Raw genomic sequence first — 18,969 nt, 5'->3', positions numbered from 1 at the left:
CGGCACCTTCAAACCGTTCACTGGAGTCCGCCGCCGGAACTGCTGGTGGTCGCTGTGTTCGCCAGCGTGCGCAGGCCGATCTGGAACATGATCGCGTGGTTCAGCACGGGCGGGGTCGAGCCTGCGGAATAGCTATACGCAGTTACATAGTTCAAGCCGAGCACAAAACAATCGTCGACGTAGCCGGCACCGAGCACATACTGGTTGATCTTGTTGGCCTCAAGGTCCCAGCGCGCCGAGCCCGTGACCACCCAATTGGCCGCGAGCTTGATCGAGCCTGACGTCAGGATGCCCTCGCGGCGGGTTAGATAGCCGAGTTCCGGCTGCGCCGCGTAATTGCCGTACAGCATGCTGACTGACCAGCGGTTGAAGTTGGCGCGGCCTTCCGCCTCGAAGCGCTGCACGTTCCAGGTCTGCTCGTCCATGCGCGAGCGAACGCTGAACGTATAGGTGCTGTTGGGCGAATAGGCGGCGCTCGCCACATAGTCGGAGCGCGGCCTTTGCAGGCCGGAATCCACGCCGGTATTGATGGAGTCCTGGACCGCGAAGGAGTTCATGCCGAACAGCTGGTAGGACTGGCCGAACAGCGTCTTGATGGCTCCGCCCCTGTCGAACTGCGTGGTGGACTGCACGCCGACATTGGCGCGGCCGCCGCCCTCGACACGGTCGTAGCCGGAGAACTTGTCGACGCTGAACAGGTTCGAGGCGTCGAACACCATGCTCTGCGCGTCCTCGTTGGGGAGCTTGCCGGCATAGGTCTCGTTCGGCCGGATGATGATCTGCGCGATCGGCTCGATGGTGGTCGAACCCCAGGGCTGAACGTTGATGAAGGGGTAGCGGTATTCGAGGCCCACGGTCGGCATCAGGCGGAGCGCCTGGGTATCGCCGACGGGCAAATAGTTCGACACGCCCGGCTGGTTGGAGACCGAGGAGTTGATCGCGTCGGCGCGGAGAATGGCGAACGGCGTCCAGATTTCACCGAACGGATCGGTGAAGGACTTGCGCCACTGCGCTTCCGCCGTCAGGCGGGTGTAGGTACCCGGGAAGCCGCGCAGCAGGCACTGCGACGGCGTACGCGCGAGCGGATCGGCCGACACCGTCGTGCACAGGCTGTTGGTGTTGGCGAGCGTCGTGATCGGATCGAACACCGCGGTGTCACGCGACAGGTTCACGAAATTGGTCTTGTAGCTGAACTCGCCGCCGAAGACTGGATAGTTCAGCACGTTCGAGTAGTCGATCACGGGGTAGACGACCGGCACCTGGTTCTGGTTGCCCGAGTAACTCAGCCAGTACATCGTGCGCGCGTCGAAGAAGCTGCGATTGCCGACACCGGTCAGGTAAAGCTGCGAGAGTGCATCCGTCGGCAGATACAGGAACGAGCCCAGCGGATCGCGATATTGCGACAACCGATAGTCCGAGAAGAAATAATAGTCGGACATCAGGACACCGTCCCAACCCCAGACCCATTTGTCGTTCAGCGCGAACTGACCCTTGGTGTCGACGGCGCCGCGGAACTGCTTGTCGCCGGGCTGGCCAGCGAGCGCGCTCCGATCGAGCTGGTCGATGCCGTAGACGCGGATCTGATAGGCGCCGTCCATCAGGCGCTGGCGAAATTCGGCCTGGAACAGCACGCCCTGCCTGGACGTGATGCGCGGGTTGAAGGTGGCGTCCATGTCGGGCGCGATCGCCCAGTAGAACGGAACCTCGACGCCGTAGCCGAACGGCGTATTCGACGTGAAGCCCGGCATCAGGAAGCCGGTCTTGCGCTTCACGGTCGGGTCGGGCGTCGAGAAATAGGGCATATAGGCGATCGGCACGCCGAAGAATTCGAGCTGCGCCGTCTCGAAATACAGCATCTTCTCCTGCTGGTCGTGGATGATGCGCGCACCCTTGACCTGCCAGAGCGGCGGCTTCTTCGGATCGTCCTTGCACGGCGCGCAGGCCGTGTAGACGCCGTTCTCGAACACCGTGTAGTTGCCGCTGGAGCGATCGGAGCGGCTCGCCGCCATGCGGGTCTGGTCGGCCGTATCAACGCGCAGCGAATCGACGAAGCCGTCACGGTAGTCGTCGGACAGGTCCAGGATCTCGGCATAGGTGATCTTGCCGTCGGCATCCGTCATACGGATGTTGCCTTCGGCATGGAGCCGCTTGGTCTTCTGGTCGTAGATGACCTTGTCGGCCTCGACGCTGGTGCCGTTGTAGAACAGCTGGACGTTACCGACCGCGGAGACGCGCGAATTGTTGTAGTCGTAATCGACCTCGGTCGCCTGAACCAGCATCTGGTTGTCGTTGACGGCCTTCGGCGGCTTCGCACGCGGCGGCAGCGGATTGTAGGTGAAGCTCTGGGCGGATGCCGGCGTCACGGCGGCAACGTCCATCACGCCACCGAGCGATGCCACGGCGGCGACAGCAAGCAGGAATCTGCGAATGGACAAGCCACACCCGTTCGCGCGCACCAATGTGCGCCGCGTCAAACGAGACACGGGCCCTCGGTGGACGGCCGTCACTATCCGTCCTCCTGATACAGCAAGGCCAAAAAGCCGGTGAGGCCGCCCACCACCACGGGCAACCACGCCGCAGCGATCGGATGCATCAACTCAGCCTTGCTCAAATCTTCAGTCACTTTCGACAGAACGTAGAGCAGAAAGCCTGCGCCCACGCCACTCAAAACCATCTTCTGCACGCCGCCCATCCGGAAGAAGCGCAACGACACGGAGGCCGCGAGCATCACCATGGCTGCAAGCAAAAACGGCTGTGCCAGAAGCTTCTGATACTGGAGTCGGTATCCGGCTGTCGCGAAGCCCGAGCTTTCGGATGAGCGGATGTAGCTCGGTAGTTGCCAAAAGGACACAGTCTCGGGTGTGGAAAAGCTGTTGCGGACCTGGGCCTCGGTCAGCGTGGTCGGAATCTCCAGGCTGGCCTGATCGACCGGCGGCGAATCCAGCGAGAAGCGGCGGACGCCCTTGAACAGCCAACGGCCGGCCTCGAGCGTCGCCTCGCGCGCCTCGACCCGTTCCTTGAAGTGCTGCTCTGTGTCAAACCGGAACAGCGTGAGTCCGGTGAGCCGGATACCCTGCTGCTCGCTGCGCGCCGCATTGATGATCGTCTCGCCGTCGCTGGTCTTCTGGTTGAGCCAGAAGCCGGAGGCGTCCTGAATGCCGCCGCCGGGCGCCGAGCCGAACAGCTCGGCTTCCATGCGCTTGGACAGCTCGCGCAGATTGGCCGACATCGGATTGTAGGCGACGGTGGCGATCACGCCGATCAGGAGCGCGCTGCCGAGCGCCGGCGAGATGAATTGCCATGCGGAGACGCCGGCGGCGCGCGCGACGACGAGCTCGAGCCGGCGGGAGAGGGCGAGATAGCAGGTCATGGCGCCGATCAGCATGCAGAACGGCGTCAGCTTCTCCAAAAGCTGAGGCACGCGGAACAGCGAGGTCTCGGCCACCATGACTGCGGAGGCGGATGCGAGCCCTGAGGTCTTGCGCACCATCTCGATGTAATCGACCAGCACCAGCAGCAGGAAAATGCCGGCGAACACGCCGAGCGCCGCGACCACGAAACGGCCGGCGAAATAGCGCCCGAGTGTGTTGGTGAGCATGCTCATGCGGTGGCCGGCCGTCCGAACAGCCGCGCAATGCGCGCGTTCGACCTGTTGATGGCCTCCATGAGGCGCGGCGGCGGTTCGACCACAAGGCCGCCAATGATGATCGCCAGCCCGACGCCGATGGCACCAATGACCATGGCATATTGGACCAGCACCGCGCCCGGCGATTTCACCGCCATCACCGAGCAGGCGAAGCCGGCCATGCGCAGGCCGAACACGGCGAGGATCGAGGAGCCGATCGAGAAATTGCGGCTCTGGCGCGTGGTGCGAGGCGCACCCAGAAACGCGAAGGTCAGCACGGCAAAGGCGAAGGGATAGATCGGCGCCAGCAGGCTGTCATGCAGGGCCGAGCGGAACTGGCCGGGAATCTGCTTGTAGACGGGATCGTCCTCGGACGGCGAGAGCAACTCCCAGAGATAACGCTCGCGGATGCCGAGGGTGACGTCGCGGCCCTGGCCCGAGAACTTGGACATGTCGAAGCCGTAGCGGCCGAACGCCACCAGCGCGGGATCGCGCTTGCCGGCCTCGAAGCGTTGGAGATTGCCGGTCTCCAGCACCAGGAACGATCCGGTCTCGTTCTTCACGACTTCGCCGTGCTCGGCGACGATCGAGACCCGCTCGTTCGGATCGCGGCGGTCGTCGATGAAGATGCCGGCGAGGATGCCGCCGGGCTGGCGTTCGCGAATCCGGATCGTCAGGTTCTTGTCGAGCTGGGCGAAGCGGCCGGGCTGCAGGATGTTGGTGAGCACGTCTGCGGTGATCTCGGCGTCCCACTGCTTGATCCGCCGCATGCCGTCGGGAGCGAGATAGGCCGCGATGAAGGCGACCAGCAGCGCCACCACGCAGGTGGCGTAGAAGAACGGATAGAACAGCCGGAATGGCGAGAAGCCGGCGGCATTCATCACGATGATCTCGGAATCGGTCGCGAGCTTGTTCAGCGTATGCGAGATCGCGATCATCAGCGCGATCGGCGAGATGATCAGGACCAGCGCGGGCACGACGAGGCTGGTGATCCCGAGGAAGGTCAGGATGGTCTGACCCTGGCTCGTCATCAGGTCGATGCCGCGCAACGCTTGCGTAATCCAGATCACGCCCGTGAGGCTGACCAGGACCAGCGCAAACGACGCGAGCGTCGTGCGGAAGATATACCTATCGATTGACCCCATGCGCTACCGCACGAATCCCACCAAGTCCCCAATGCCGGCCGGAATTCCGCCTGTCCAACCAATCCCCGCAAGAGGATCCCCAAGGTCGGCCAACCATCTCATCCGCCGGCTTACTCTCTCAGTACCATCCCTTTGATCCGTCAACAAAATGGCTGCCCCGTGGCACCCTCAATATATGGTTAATATTTCCCTCGTTGTGGCCCCTCGGCCACGGGGGGTGCTTGGCATCTGCCGGGCCGGTGGCCCATAGTGCGGCACGCTCAGTGAATCGCCGTTCAGCTCCGGCCCGTGGCCGGGACCGCCGATCGGTAAAAAGCGCAATGTTTTAAGGAGTTACTCATGTCCGATGCCATCAAGGTCGGCTTCGTTCCATTGTCTGCCGCCGCCCGTGGCATCATGGTCGTGTTCTGCGACGACAGCCTGAAGCTCGGCCCGGCGACCGCCAAGGCGCTCGGCGGGGCCACCGAACTCGTGAAGCGGGCGGCCACCGCCGCCGCCTTCAAGGGCAAAAGCGGCGCTGCGCTCGACATCCTTGCGCCCGAAGGCGTGAAGGCCACCCGCCTGATCGTGATCGGTGCCGGCAAGGCGGCCGGCCTGAAGGCGAACGACTTCCTCAAATTCGGCGGCGTGGCGGCGAGCAAGCTTCCGGCCGGGGCGGCGGCCATGACCATCATGGCGGAACTTCCAGGCGGCGCCATGACCAGCGAGCAGGCGGTCGCGATCGCCTCGGGCCTGCGGCTGCGCACCTACAAGTTCGACCGCTACAAGACCAGGAAGAAGGATGGCGAGGAGGGCGGCACGCGCGCCGACGTCTCGTTTGCGGTCGGCGACGTGGTCGCCGCGAAGAAGGCGTTTACATCGGCGGCTGCGATCGTGGACGGCGTGATCATTGCGCGCGACCTCGTCAACGAGCCGCCGAACGTGCTTTTTCCCGAGGAGTTCGCGCGCCGCGCAGGCCTGCTCCGCAAGCTCGGCGTCAAGATCGAGGTCCTCGACGTCAAGGCCATGGACAAGCTCGGCATGGGCGCTCTGCTCGGCGTCGGCCAGGGCTCGGCGCGGCCGAGCCGCACCGTGATCATGCGTTGGGACGGCGGCAAGAAAGGTGAGGCGCCGGTTGCCTTCGTCGGCAAGGGCGTCTGCTTCGACACCGGCGGCATTTCGATCAAGCCGGCCGGCAGCATGGAGGACATGAAGGGCGACATGGGAGGGGCTGCCTGCGTCGTCGGCCTGATGCATGCGCTCGCGGCACGCAAGGCCAAGGTCAACGTCGTCGGCGCCATCGGCCTCGTCGAGAACATGCCGGACGGCAACGCGCAGCGCCCAGGCGACATCGTCACCTCGATGTCGGGCCAGACCATCGAGATCATCAACACCGACGCGGAAGGCCGCCTGGTGCTTGCCGATGTGCTCTGGTACGTCGCCAAGAAAACCAAGCCGAAATTCATGGTGGATCTCGCGACGTTGACCGGCGCCATCGTGGTCGCGCTCGGCACCGAGCATGCCGGCATGTTCTCCAACAATGACGAGCTTGCCGAGCGGCTGCTGGCGGCCGGCATCGAGAGCGGCGAGAAGGTCTGGCGCCTGCCGCTTGGCCCCGAATACGACAAGCTGATCGATTCCCAGTTCGCCGACATGAAGAACACCGGCGGCCGCCATGGCGGCTCGATCACCGCGGCACAGTTCCTCCAGCGCTTCGTGGACGGCACGCCCTGGGCGCATCTAGACATCGCTGGGACCGCCATGGGCGCGCCGAAGACCGACATCAATCAGAGCTGGGGAAGCGGTTACGGAGTTCGCTTGCTCGACCGTCTGGTCGCCGACCATTACGAGCGCAAATGACCCGAGATGACTGAAGTCCTTTTCTACCATCTGCAAAACATGACGGTGGAGAACGTGTTGCCGCCGCTTCTCGAGAAATCGCTCGAGCGCGGCTGGCGCGTCGTGGTGCAGTCGAATTCGCCGGAGCGCGCCGATGCGCTCGACGCTCATTTGTGGACCTATCGCGACGATTCCTTCCTGCCGCACGCGACATGGCGGGTGAGCGACGCCGCCGATCAGCCGATCGTGCTGGCGGTCGAGGAGGACAATCCGAACGGTGCCAATGTCCGCTTCCTCGTCGACAACGCCGCGGTGCCGCAGGACGCGCAGGCCTATGAGCGCATGGTGCTGCTGTTCGACGGCGACGATCCGGACGCGCTTGCGTTCGCCCGCAGCGCCTGGACGGATTGCAAGGCGCGGGGATTTGATGTCACTTATTGGCAGGCTGACGAGCGGGGCCGGTGGCAGAAGCGGAATTAGCGGTCGCTCGCAATTAATGATAATTTGCACTTTTCGGGTGATGATGGCTTTTGTCACCTTCGTGCCGCAAAGTGATGTTGCTACAATTGCTTAGGGCCGATCCTTCACTCGGGGATTTTAGTTTATCGTGCGACATCAAAAGCTTCCCAGCTCGCTCATAATTGCGTTGGCGGCCGTAGCCCCGCTGGTTGCGGGCTGTTCGGGCGGGACCGATCTGTTGTCCAGGGATGCCCAGTGGTTCAACACGCCCAGCCGCCTGTTCATCAAAAGCATCTCGATTGAGTCGCCGCCGCTGACCCCCGACAAGCCGGTTGGGGCCGAGGATCTGGTCAGCGCCGACGGGGCTTGTGCCGGCATGGCGCCGCCGCCCGGGCCGGCTGATGCGAATGCGTCGACGACCGCGCCGGCTCCCATGGGCGGCACCGTCGCGCTCGGCCACACCGAATGCGATGTGGTGCGCGGCATCGGCGCGCCCTCGAGCGTCAACCTCTCCGGTGATGCCGCCGGCAGGCGCGTTGCGGTCGTGACCTGGACGACCGGTCCGCGCGCTGGCATCTATACCTTCACGGCCGGTCGCCTGTCCTCGATCGAGGGCACGCCGGAGGCGCCGGTCATGCCGAAGGCGACCAAGCCGAAGCCGAAGAAGAAGTCGGCGTAACACGGGTCGACCTTTTGGCCTGAAGCTGGTTGCGGCTGTCGATGCGATCAGCCGCGCACTCCTATCCCCATCATCAAGCGGCTTTGCATTCCTTGATCGCGGTGGCCGAGGCGTGAACCGTGATCTCTCCCGTTCGCGCTCGCCGGCGATCTTGTTCGCGAGTTTCGACATCGCGGATGCCGACCTTCGCCCAAAGTGCCTTCATTGCCTCGAGCTGCGTTCTTCCGCGCGCGTTGAAAATCACGGGGGCGTTACGCGTGATCCGTGATCAGGCGGTTCGTGATGAGCAAGCCTTCGCATCCGCTGTCGGAAACTGCCCCGAAGCAAAACTGGAGGAAATCTCCAGAATAATCACGCGCGTCTCAAGCAACGGTTCAAGAATGTCATGTGCGCGAATGCTACGCGTCGAAGGGAGGGGCTAGGTCGGAAGGATCATTTGGATGTCCATTACCTCTGTGTTTTCCCCGGTTACGGGGCAACTCATCATTTTCGGCGACAGCGCGAATAACGGCCTCGTGATAAGTCGCGACAAGTCCGGCCGCATCCTGGTTGATAACGGGCACGTGAAAACGGTTGGTGGCGAACCCACGGTCGACAACACCACCGCGATCGACATCTTCGGTCAAGGCGGTGACGACACGATCACCGTCGACGAATGCCACGGACCGATGCCGGCGGTGCACATCTTCGGCGGCGACGGCAATGACAGGATCACGGGCGGCTCGGGAGCCGACCTCCTGTTTGGTCAGGCCGGCAACGATTTGATCAAGGGCGGCGGCGGCAACGATCTGCTGTTCGGCGGAGCGGGTAACGACGTCCTGGACGGCGGCAGCGGCGACAACCAGCTGTTCGGCGAGGCCGGCGACGACGTCATGATCTGGAATCCCGGCGGCGGCACCAACCTGTTCGAAGGTGGTGAGGGCAACGATACGGCTCAGGTCAACGGAAACAACGCCGCCGAGACGTTCACGATCACGGCGAACGGCACCCGCGTGCGGCTCGACGGGACGGGCGCGGCGCCGTTTTCGCTCGACATCGGCACGACTGAAAATCTCGTCTTGCACAGCGGCGGCGGCGACGATGTCATCACCGCGGGCAATGGGCTCGGCAGCCTGATCTCGCTGACGCTCGATGGCGGCGCCGGCAACGACCGGATCATCGGCGGCGACGGCAACGACCTCATCATCGGCGGCAGCGGCGACGACATCGTCAATGGCGGACGCGGCAACGACGTCGCCCAGCTCGGGAGTGGCGACGACACTTTCATCTGGAATCCCGGTGACGGCAGCGACACGGTCGAGGGCGGCTCGGGCAGCGACAAGCTGCTTTTCAATGGCGCCAACATCAACGAGACCATCAACATCTCGGCCAATGGCGGCCGGGTGCGCTTCACCCGCGATGTCGCCAACATCACGATGGATCTCAACAGCGTCGAGCAGATCGAATTCGATGCGCGTGGCGGCGCCGACAACATCACCGTCGGCGACCTCACCCGGACCGGCGTCAAGCAGGTGCTGGTTGATCTCGGAGCCGTTCCGGGAGGGACGCAAGGCGACGGCGCTGCTGATACGGTGACCGTCAACGGCAGCAACGGCAATCAGCACATCGAGGTCACAGCCGCGGGCACAACGGTCACGGTCACGGGGCTGCCGGAGGTCGTGACGATCGCAAATGCAGAGGCCGGCAACGACCGGCTGGTCGTGCAGGCGCTCGGCGGCAACGACGTGATCGATGCATCCACGCTCGGCGCGGCGATCGGGCTGACCATCGACGGCGGTGCGGGCAACGACACCATCACCGGCAGCCAGGGAGCCGACACCCTGATCGGCGGCGACGGCAACGACAAGGTCATCGGCGGCCGCGGCAATGACGTCGCGCTTCTCGGCGCAGGCGACGACATCTTCACGTGGAATCCCGGTGACGGCAGCGACACTGTCGAAGGCGGCACGGGAACCGATACGCTGGTGTTCAACGGCGCCAATGTGGCCGAGACCATGTCGATCTCGGCGAACGGAAGCCGTGCGCTACTCACCCGTGACGTCGGTGCTATCGTCATGGACCTCGTTGGCGTCGAGCACGTGCAGATCGCGGCGGCAGGCGGCGCCGACAACATCACCGTCAACGATCTGACCGGGACAGGAATCACGCAGGTTGCCATCGACCTCAGTGCCGGCCCCGGCGGCCAGAGCGGCGATGGCGCTGCGGACCGCGTGACCGTGAACGGCACGATCGGTGACGACAACATATCGGTCGTGACCTCCGGCGGATCGATCGTGGTCAACGGCCTCGCTGCGCAGGTGATGGTTGCGCACGCGGACACCGGTGACGTGCTCGGCATCAACGGCGGACAAGGCAATGACGTCATCAACGCCTCTACCATCAAGGCGGGACAGTCGTTCAGCCTCAACATCAACGGCGGCGACGGCAATGACACCATCACCGGCAGCGCCGGCAATGACATCGTGAACGGCGGACGCGGCAACGATTTCGCCAATCTCGGCGCGGGCGACGACACCTTCGTCTGGAATCCCGGCGACGGCAGCGACACCGTCGAAGGCGGGAAGGGCTCCGACACGCTGGCATTCAACGGCGCCAATATCAGCGAGACCATCAACATCTCGGCCAATGGCGGTCGGGTGCTGTTCACGCGGGATGTCGCCGCCATTGCGATGGACCTGAACGGGGTCGAACATGTCGACTTCAATGCTCTCGGCGGTGCCGACAACATTACCGTCGGTGACCTCTCCGGCACCGGCGTCAGCCAGGTCGACCTCGATCTCGGCGCCAATGACGGCGCCGCTGATACCGTGACCATCAACGCAACCGGCGGCAACGACGTCATCACGGTGACCGAGCACGACGGCATCATCACGGTGTCGGGGCTTGGCCAGGACATCAACATCACCGATGCCGGCGCGGGCGACAGGATCGTCATCAACGGTCTCGATGGCGACGACGTCATCACGGCTTCCGGCTTGCACGGCGGCATCCAGCTCGTTGCCAATGGCGGCAACGGCGACGACGTGCTGATCGGCAGCCCCGCCAACGACACGCTGGCAGGTGGTGCCGGTGATGACGTGCTGATCGGCGGCGGGGGCCTCGACATTCTGGACGGCGGCACCGGCAACAACGTCGTCATCCAGGGCGGAGCGTTCGCGGCCGCGATGCTGCTCAACCAGGCCATGGCGGCCAGCTTCGTCCCGGCAGGTGAGGGGAACGGCGAGATGCCGCTGCCCGATCCGCACGCGACGCAGAGCCAGGTGCTCGCACCGCCGCAGCACGCCTGACAGTAAGGCCTGATGGGAAGAGCCTCACTAGCGCTCCGACGGAGGTGCGTTCCCTCCCCCCCTTGCGGGTTAGGGAGAGGGGTAGCCCAGGAAAAGGTGCCGATGGTTGAAGATGCAGTGTTAGCGGCCGAACGTCGGAAAGAATCCCCGTGGGGCACCGCCCTCCCGGTCCCTCCTCCACAAGGGGGGAGGGACCGGATAGAGCGCGGCTGCTGGCCAAGCTCGATTCGACTTCACGCCATTGCGTTCTCGCTGAATCGGCCCGGAGAACGCGCATGATGACGAATGCGGTCTCCACCGACACGGGGCTCGATGCGTTGCTCACGCTGCTGCATCTGCAGGGTGTTGCGGCCGATCGCGAGCAGCTCAGGCACCGGCTGGGCGCGGCAAGCTTCGGCGTAGCGGATATCGTCCGCTGCGCCAGGTCTCTCGGACTTAAAGCGCGAACCTATCGAACGCAGTGGAGCCGGCTGTCGGACACCCCGCTGCCTGCGATCGCAATGCTGCGGGACGGCGGCTTCATGGTCATCGCAAAGGCCTCCGCCGACAAGGTGCTGGTGCAGTCCCCGGAGGCACAGCGCCCGGTGCTGATGGATCGCGACGAGCTGAGCGCGATCTGGGACGGCGGCTTGATCCTGATGGTCCGGCGCGCCGGCCTGTCCGACCTCGGGCGGCACTTCGATATCACCTGGTTCATCGGCGCGATCGGCAAATACCGGCGGCTGCTGGGCGAGGTGCTGGCGGCTTCGTTCTTCCTCCAGCTTTTTGCGCTGGTCTCGCCGCTGTTCTTCCAGGTCGTCATCGACAAGGTGCTGGTGCACCGCTCACTGTCCACGCTCGACGTTCTCGTCATCGGCCTCGTCGTCGTCTCCCTGTTCGACACCGTGCTTGGGATCCTACGCAATTACTTGTTTGCGCACACGACCAACCGCATCGATGTCGAGCTCGGGGCACGGCTGTTCCATCATCTGCTGGCGCTGCCGATGGCCTGGTTTCAGGCCAGGCGCGTCGGAGATTCCGTGGCCCGGGTCCGCGAGCTCGAGAACATCCGCAATTTCATCACCAGCTCGTCACTGACGCTTCTCATCGACCTGGTCTTCACCTCGGTGTTCCTGGCCGTGATGTTCGCCTATTCGGCGCAGATGAGCTTCATCGTGCTGGCATCGTTCCCGTTCTACATCGCGATCTCGGCCGTGGCGACGCCGCTGTTTCGCCGCAGGCTGGACGAGAAATTCCGCCGCGGCGCGGAGAACCAGGCCTTCCTGGTCGAGAGCGTCAGCGGCATCGAAACGCTGAAGGCGATGGCGGTCGAGCCGCAGATGCAGCGCCGCTGGGAAGAGCAGCTCGCCGGCTATGTCTCCGCGAGCTTCGGTGTCACCAGCCTCGGCAACACGGCAAGCCAGCTCGTGCAGCTCGTCAGCAAGGTCGTCACTGCCGCCATTCTCTATGTCGGCGCCAGGCTGGTGATCGGTGACGCATTGACGGTCGGCGAGCTCGTGGCCTTCAACATCTTCGCGGGGCGGGTGTCGGCCCCGGTGCTGCGGCTCGCGCAAGTCTGGCAGGATTTTCATCAGGCGCGGCTGTCGATCGCGCGGCTCGGCGACATCCTCAACAGCGCGGCGGAGCCGGCTTACTCCGCCGCCCGCGCGGGGCTGCCGCCGATCCGGGGCAACATCCGCTTCGAGCACGTGTCTTTCCGCTACCGGCCCGATGGGCCGGAGATCCTGCACGATGTCTCGTTCGATATTCCAGCCGGACAAACCGTCGGCATCGTCGGATCGTCCGGCTCGGGCAAAAGCACCTTCGCCAAGCTGGTGCAGCGGCTCTACGTTCCGCAAGGCGGCCGCGTGCTGGTCGACGGAATGGATCTGATGACGACCGACCCGGCCGGGCTCCGTCGGCAGATCGGAATCGTGCTCCAGGACAACATGCTGTTCAATCGGTCGGTGCGCGACAACGTCGCCCTGGCCGATCCGAGCCTGCCGGTGGACCGCATCATCGATGCGGCGAAGCTGGCGGGCGCGCATGACTTCATTCTGGAGCTCCCCGAGGGCTACGATACGGTGGTCGGCGAGCGCGGCTCGACGCTCTCGGGCGGGCAGCGCCAGCGCATTGCGATTGCCCGCGCACTGGTGGGCAATCCCCGGATCCTGATCTTCGACGAAGCCACCAGCGCGCTCGACTATGAAAGCGAGCGGATCATCCATGACAACATGAAGGAGATCGCGAAAGGCCGTACCGTCCTGATCATCGCGCACCGTCTGTCCACCGTCCGCGGCGCCGATCGCATCTTCACCCTGGAACGCGGCCGTCTGGTCGAGGACGGCACGCATGATGCGCTGATCAAGACCGGCGGCCGCTACGCCGCCCTGCATCGTCTCCAGGGAGGCATTTATGAGGTCGGCTAGCACTGTGCCGGCGGCTCGGCCGGAGCAGACCGTGATCCCGTTCCGGAATGGAAAGGGCCGGCGCGCCGAGGAAGTCGCCTTCCTGCCGGCGGCGCTGGAAATCACGGAGACACCGCCATCGCCGATCGGCCGCGCCATCGCCCTGGCCCTGATGCTGCTTGTCTGCGCGGCGCTGGCCTGGTCGGCCTGGGGCACGATCGACATCGTGGCCTCCGCAACCGGCAAGGTCGTGTCGAGCGGGCGAAGCAAGGTTGTCCAGCCGTTCGAGACCGGCGTAGTGCGCGCCATTCACGTGCAGGACGGGCAATCGGTCAAATCGGGCGACCTGCTGATCGAGCTCGATCCGACGGTGAACGCCGCAGAGCGCGATCGTCTGCACGACGATCTCATGGCCGAACGGCTCAACGTCGCGCGCCTCCGCGCCGCATTGGCGGGCGGCGAAGGGGTATCCGCTGATCTCGTCGTACCAGAGGATGCCGATCCCATGCTGGTTGCGACGCAACGGCAGCTCCTCGCCAATCAGGTCAGCGAGAACAGGGCCAAGCTCGCGGCGCTGGCACGTCAGGAAGCGCAGAAGGAGGCCGAACATCAGACGATTGCGGCGACGATTCACAAGCTTGATGCGTTGCTGCCGATCACCCAGCAGCGTGTCGAGATCCGCAAGACGCTGATGGAGAAGGAGATCGGCTCGAAGCTGACCTACTATGAGACCCTCCAGCTCCAGATCGAGCAGCAGGAGGAGCTTCGCGTCCAGAGCAGCCGCTTGAAGGAGGCCGAGGCGGCCGTCGCCGCGATCCGGGAGACCCGCATCCAAGCCCTGGCCGAGTACAGGAAGAGTCTCTCCGACGAGCTGGCTAAGAGCGAACAGAAAGCCAATGGCGTCGCACGCGATCTGATCAAGGCGCAGCAGAGGACGAGGCTTCAGCAACTGACGTCGCCGGTCGACGGCGTCGTGCAGCAGCTTGCGGTCCACACCGTGGGCGGCGTGGTCACGCCCGCGCAGTCGCTGCTGGTAATCGTGCCGACCGATACGCGGCTCGAGATCGAGGCGATGATCTCCAATCGCGATATCGGATTTGTCGAGGCCGGGCAGGGTGCTGCCATCAAAATCGACACTTTCAATTTCACCCGCTACGGGCTTCTCGCAGGCCAGGTCGTGAGCGTCTCGCAGGACGCCATCATCCGCGACCGGCCGCAGGAGCGCGGGAGCGACCGTCCGCTCGCGACACAACGCGACAGCAGCGAGCCCAGCGGGCAGGAGTTGAGCTACAGCGCCCGCATCTCGCTCGATCGCACCCAGATGCAGGTGGACGACCGGCTCGTCAGCCTGTCGCCGGGAATGGCGGTGACCGTCGAGATCAGGACCGGTTCGCGCACCATCCTGAGCTACCTGCTATCGCCGCTGCAGCGCTACCGGCACGAGATCATGCGCGAGCGCTAGTTCCCGCATGATGCCGACGAAGCTTCGCGAGACGCGCTGAGAACCAATCGGGCTTTTCGGCAGCTACACCATGCCGCGGGCGCGCCACTCCTGATGAAGTCATTTTGGTGTGGCCCCGCAGCCCGGAATGCGTACATAGGAGCAAGCAAAAAATTTGGAGGAAAGCATGCGGCTCATTGCCCTCGTATCGGCTCTGGTCCTGCCGTTTGGCGCGGCGCTCGCCCAGGACTATCCGATCAGGCCCGTCACCATGCTGGTGCCGTTCGCCGCCGGCGGACCTACGGACACGATTGCTCGCCTGACCGCGGCCGGCATGGCGAAATCGCTTGGCCAACAGATCGTCGTCGAGAACGCGCCTGGCGCCGGTGGTACCATCGCCACGACCCGCGCATCGCGAGCCCAGCCCGACGGATACACGCTGCTGATCCATCATGTCGGCCTCTCGACGGCCGCCACACTGTACCGCAACCTCAGCTATGACACGAAGACGGCCTTTGCGCCGATCGGGCTTGTGACCAATGCGCCGATGACCATCATCGCGCGTCCGGATTTTCCGGCCGACACGCTGAAGGAATTGGTCGCCTACGCCCAACAGCAGGGCGACAAGTTGACCTATGCCAATGCCGGACTCGGCGCGGCGTCGCATCTCTGCGGCATGCTGTTCATGACAGCGATCCAGAAGCAGCTCACCGCGGTGCCCTACAAGGGCAACGGCCCCATCATGAACGACCTTCTCGGCCGGCAGATCGATCTTACCTGCGACCAGGCGACGAATACCACCGGCCCGATCATGTCGAAGCAGGTCAAGGCCTATGCGATCACCACCAAGGAGCGGCTGAAGAGCCTGCCCGATCTGCCGACGGCCGACGAGGCCGGTCTCAAAGGGTTCGAACTTGGCGTCTGGCACGGCATCTATGCCCCCAAGGGCACACCGCCGGCGGTCGTTCAGAAGCTGACCGCGGCGCTCCAGTCCGCCCTTAGGGATTCCACGCTGATCGCCCGGTTCAACGACATCAATACCGAGCCGGTCCCGCAGGAGAAGGCGACGCCGGAGGCGCTGGCCGCGATGCTAGCGAGCGAAGTCGACCGATGGGCTCCGATGATCAAGGCAGCCGGCCAATTCGCGGACTGAGCCATTCCTGCTCAATTCGTCCCGACATCGCTGCGTGAGCGGGCTAAGTCACCACGGTAAAGAACAGTCCATTCAATAGCCAATCACCGGGTAGCAAAATACCGGTACTGTGCATGGGGTTGTTTTTGCGATTTTGATGTCGGGCCGGTCGCGGAGGCGTCAGCCCGCCGCCTCGTCGAACTGCGTGCTCGCCTCTAGCCACTGCTCCTCGGCGCGCGCCAGCGCGTCGGCCGCATTGGCACGTGCCTTCGACAGTTGCGCGGCTTGCTTGGGGTCGCGGGTGAAGATGTCGGGCAGGGCCAGCGCAGTGTCGATCTTGCTGATGATCGCGCTGACGCGGGCGATCTCGGTCTCAGCTTCCGCGATACGTTTCTTCAGCGAGCCGCGATTGTCCGATCTCGGACGCTGCGGCTTCTCGCTCGGCGCGTTGCGCTCTCGCGGGGCGGGCTCGCCATTGCGCGCGGACAGCACCAGGCGGCGATATTCGTCGAGGTCTCCGTCGTAATTAGTCACGGTGCGGTCGGCGACGATCCAGAGTTGATCGGCGCAGGACTCGATCAGATAGCGATCATGCGAAACCATGATGACGGCGCCGGGGAATTCGTTGATGGCTTCCGCAAGCGCGGCGCGGCTGTCGATGTCGAGATGGTTGGTCGGCTCGTCCAGGATGATCATGTTGGGGCCGAAGAAGGTCGCCAGTCCCAGCAGGAGCCGCGCCTTCTCGCCGCCCGACAATTTTCCGACCTTGGTATCGGCCGCCTTGCCGGAAAAGCCGATCGCACCAGCGCGGGCGCGTACTTTGGCTTCCGGCGCCTCGCCCATCAGCTTGCGGACGTGGTCGTAGGTCGAGGCATCCTCGTTCAATTCGTCGAGCTGGTGCTGGGCGAAATAGGCAATCGAGAGCTTGTCGGCGCGGGTCACCTTGCCCGAGAACGGCGCGAGGCGGCCGGCGAGCAGCTTCACGAGAGTCGACTTGCCGTTGCCATTTGAGCCGAGCAGCGCGATGCGGTCGTCATTATCGACGCGCAAGGTGACGCGGTTCAGCACGGGCGTGGTCGGATCGTAGCCGACCACGACGTTGTCGGCGGCGATGATCGGCGGCGACAGGATTTTCTCGGGCGCGGGAAAGCTGATCTCGCGTACGTCCTGGGTGACCAGCGCCGTGATCGGCTTCAGCCGCTCCAGCATTTTCACACGGGACTGCGCCTGGCGGGCTTTCGAGGCCTTGGCCTTGAAACGGTCGACGAAGGCTTGCAGGCGGGCGCGTTCGGCTTCCTGGCGCTTGACCGCTTTGGCATCGAGCATCTCGCGCATGGCGCGCTGCTCCTCGAAGGAGGAGTAGGTGCCCTTGTAAAGGGTGAGCTTGCTGCGATCCAGATGCAGGATCTGGTCGACCGAGCTTTCCAGCAGATCGCGATCATGGCTGATCACGATAACGGTGCGCGGATAATGCGCGAGGTGATCCTCGAGCCACAGCGTGCCTTCGAGGTCGAGATAGTTGGTGGGCTCGTCGAGCAGCAACAGGTCGGGAGCCGCAAACAGCGTTGCGGCGAGCGCAACGCGCATGCGCCAGCCGCCGGAGAATTCGGCGCAGGGGCGGAGCTGGTCGGCGGCGGAGAAGCCGAGACCGGAAAGGATGGCTGCGGCGCGGCTCGGCGCCGAATGCGCGTCGATGTCGACCAGCCGGGTCTGGATCTCGGCGATCTGGTGCGGGTCGGTCGCGCTCTCGGCCTCGGTGAGCAGTGCGTCGCGTTCCAGGTCGGCCTTGAGCACGACCGAGATCAGGCTCTCGGGGCCGTTCGGCGCTTCCTGCGCCAGGCTGCCGACGCGCCAGCGGGGCGGCAGGCTCACCGTGCCGTGCTCGGCGGCGAGCTCGCCGCGGATCACCTTGAACAGGGTCGATTTGCCGGTGCCGTTGCGACCGACCATGCCCACGCGGGATCCGGGCGTGATCTGCACGGAACTCTGGTCAATCAGAAGGCGTCCGGCGAGGCGGATGGAGAGGTCGGTGATGGAGAGCATGCGGCCTTGTCACCGCACCCGCGATCAAACGCAACCCGTTTTTCTGTGTTTGCAAGCCGGTGCTTGTCAACTCAGTGCGAATCGCGCTCGCGCTGCTTCAGCTCATTGAGGAGTTGCTCGAGGTGCGTCGGCAGCCTGGCTTCGGGCCGCAGGCTCTGCTGGAGCCGTTCGCCCACCGCATCGCGGATCGAGCGGCTGGTGCGCCGGTCGATTTGCTCGCTATCGTCGGCGAAAAGGCTAACCATCGCAGAGTTCCGTGTTCTCAAAGAAGCGACACAGTACCAAGTCCTTGGCCCCCAAATGGTTTCGCCACTCGCGGCGATTGCGCGGCATTCTAGCAAAAATTGTGTGAAGCCGCGCAATATCCTCTCCGAATACAAAGCCCCGGCGCCGGGGGACGCCGGGGCTTCGCCTGGAAGGTACCTTGGGGGCTCAGGTATCTTTGGAAAGGTGCTGTCGGGCTCAGAAGCAGCGGTTGATCATCCGCCAGCGGGGTCCCCAGGGGGTCGGGACCAGCCGGCGCACATAGCAGCCGCCATAGCCGTAGGAGACGGGAGCATAGAAGCGCGGTCCACCCCAGCCGTGGCCGTTGTGCCAGCCACCGCCGCCGTGCCAGCCGCCGCCGCCACCATGCCAGTGCGCGGAGGCGGAGGTCGGCGCCAGCGCGGCACCAAGCGCAACCGCGGCGACGGCGGCGAGGGAAAGTTTCCTCAACATGGTGATCTCCTCAAATCTGTTGGCGCGGGGCTATCGCGTCGATGGAAAGGCCGCCGAAACGGTCTGCCTCTGAAAGAGGCTTTGGTTTCGATGGACCCGAGGTTATCCGAGCGAGGCTGAACCAAACCCTGACGTGACCTTCAGAATGGGTTCATCTGGGTGAAATCATTGTAATCCACGTTGGACTTCCAACCCTGAAAGGGGGACCCACCACGCGTCCGCAATGGATGGGAAGG

At 64.3% G+C, this 18,969-nt stretch carries 13 protein-coding genes; 7 read left to right on the top strand and 6 right to left on the bottom strand.

What is annotated here, in order from left to right:
* Window positions 1–17 precede the first annotated feature (17 nt).
* The 3 genes from IVB50_RS24070 to lptF are packed head-to-tail and all read right to left on the bottom strand — an operon-like array spanning window position 18 to window position 4,770.
* Window positions 18–2,507, bottom strand: coding sequence for an LPS-assembly protein LptD (locus tag IVB50_RS24070; protein ID WP_026233733.1), 2,490 nt, complete (start codon window positions 2,505–2,507; stop codon window positions 18–20).
* On the bottom strand, window positions 2,507–3,604 hold the full coding sequence (gene lptG / locus IVB50_RS24065) for an LPS export ABC transporter permease LptG (RefSeq protein WP_018459094.1): 1,098 nt from the start codon (window positions 3,602–3,604) through the stop codon (window positions 2,507–2,509). Before lptG ends, IVB50_RS24070 begins: the two co-directional genes overlap by 1 nt.
* Window positions 3,601–4,770: an LPS export ABC transporter permease LptF gene (gene lptF / locus IVB50_RS24060; RefSeq protein ID WP_018459093.1), complete on the bottom strand. Its 1,170-nt coding sequence runs from the start codon at window positions 4,768–4,770 to the stop codon at window positions 3,601–3,603. The genes lptG and lptF overlap by 4 nt, the downstream gene beginning before the upstream one ends.
* A 339-nt stretch (window positions 4,771–5,109) precedes the next feature.
* On the opposite strand from lptF, the gene IVB50_RS24055 reads away from it, so the two are divergent.
* The 7 genes from IVB50_RS24055 to IVB50_RS24025 all read left to right on the top strand — a co-directional run bounded on the left by IVB50_RS24055 (window position 5,110) and on the right by IVB50_RS24025 (window position 15,994).
* A complete protein-coding gene (locus IVB50_RS24055) occupies window positions 5,110–6,609 on the top strand; it encodes a leucyl aminopeptidase (RefSeq protein ID WP_018459092.1) in 1,500 nt (499 codons plus the stop codon).
* 6 nt (window positions 6,610–6,615) lie between these two features.
* Entirely contained in the window at window positions 6,616–7,068 is a 453-nt protein-coding gene (locus tag IVB50_RS24050) for a DNA polymerase III subunit chi (RefSeq protein WP_018459091.1), read from the top strand.
* A 166-nt stretch (window positions 7,069–7,234) separates the two neighbouring features.
* A complete protein-coding gene (locus tag IVB50_RS24045; RefSeq protein ID WP_018459090.1) occupies window positions 7,235–7,726 on the top strand; it encodes a hypothetical protein in 492 nt (163 codons plus the stop codon).
* 440 nt (window positions 7,727–8,166) lie between these two features.
* Window positions 8,167–11,013: a calcium-binding protein gene (locus IVB50_RS24040; protein ID WP_247297469.1), complete on the top strand. Its 2,847-nt coding sequence runs from the start codon at window positions 8,167–8,169 to the stop codon at window positions 11,011–11,013.
* A gap of 275 nt (window positions 11,014–11,288) precedes the next feature.
* The gene (locus IVB50_RS24035; protein ID WP_018459087.1) at window positions 11,289–13,421 is read left to right on the top strand and encodes a type I secretion system permease/ATPase; all 2,133 of its coding nucleotides are present in this window, start codon (window positions 11,289–11,291) and stop codon (window positions 13,419–13,421) included.
* Window positions 13,408–14,862, top strand: a complete 1,455-nt coding sequence (locus IVB50_RS24030; protein WP_026233732.1) for an HlyD family type I secretion periplasmic adaptor subunit — start codon at window positions 13,408–13,410, stop codon at window positions 14,860–14,862. The genes IVB50_RS24035 and IVB50_RS24030 overlap by 14 nt, the downstream gene beginning before the upstream one ends.
* Window positions 14,863–15,028: 166 nt before the next feature.
* A complete protein-coding gene (locus tag IVB50_RS24025; RefSeq protein WP_018459085.1) occupies window positions 15,029–15,994 on the top strand; it encodes a tripartite tricarboxylate transporter substrate-binding protein in 966 nt (321 codons plus the stop codon).
* A gap of 159 nt (window positions 15,995–16,153) precedes the next feature.
* Here the strand turns inward: IVB50_RS24025 and IVB50_RS24020 are convergent, their stop codons facing one another.
* The 3 genes from IVB50_RS24020 to IVB50_RS24010 all read right to left on the bottom strand — a co-directional run bounded on the left by IVB50_RS24020 (window position 16,154) and on the right by IVB50_RS24010 (window position 18,733).
* The gene (locus IVB50_RS24020) at window positions 16,154–18,016 is read right to left on the bottom strand and encodes an ABC-F family ATP-binding cassette domain-containing protein (protein WP_018459084.1); all 1,863 of its coding nucleotides are present in this window, start codon (window positions 18,014–18,016) and stop codon (window positions 16,154–16,156) included.
* Window positions 18,017–18,087: 71 nt separating this feature from the next.
* Window positions 18,088–18,261 (bottom strand): hypothetical protein, encoded by a 174-nt coding sequence (locus IVB50_RS24015; protein ID WP_007609361.1) that lies wholly within the window; start codon window positions 18,259–18,261, stop codon window positions 18,088–18,090.
* A gap of 217 nt (window positions 18,262–18,478) precedes the next feature.
* Entirely contained in the window at window positions 18,479–18,733 is a 255-nt protein-coding gene (locus tag IVB50_RS24010) for a hypothetical protein (protein WP_018459083.1), read from the bottom strand.
* Window positions 18,734–18,969 lie beyond the last annotated feature (236 nt).

The organism is Bradyrhizobium sp. 87, assembly GCF_023073015.1.
Lineage (GTDB): Bacteria > Pseudomonadota > Alphaproteobacteria > Rhizobiales > Xanthobacteraceae > Bradyrhizobium > Bradyrhizobium canariense_D.
The sequence above is the reverse complement of the archived record's forward strand: the minus strand, read 5'-3'. Positions and strand labels throughout refer to the sequence as shown.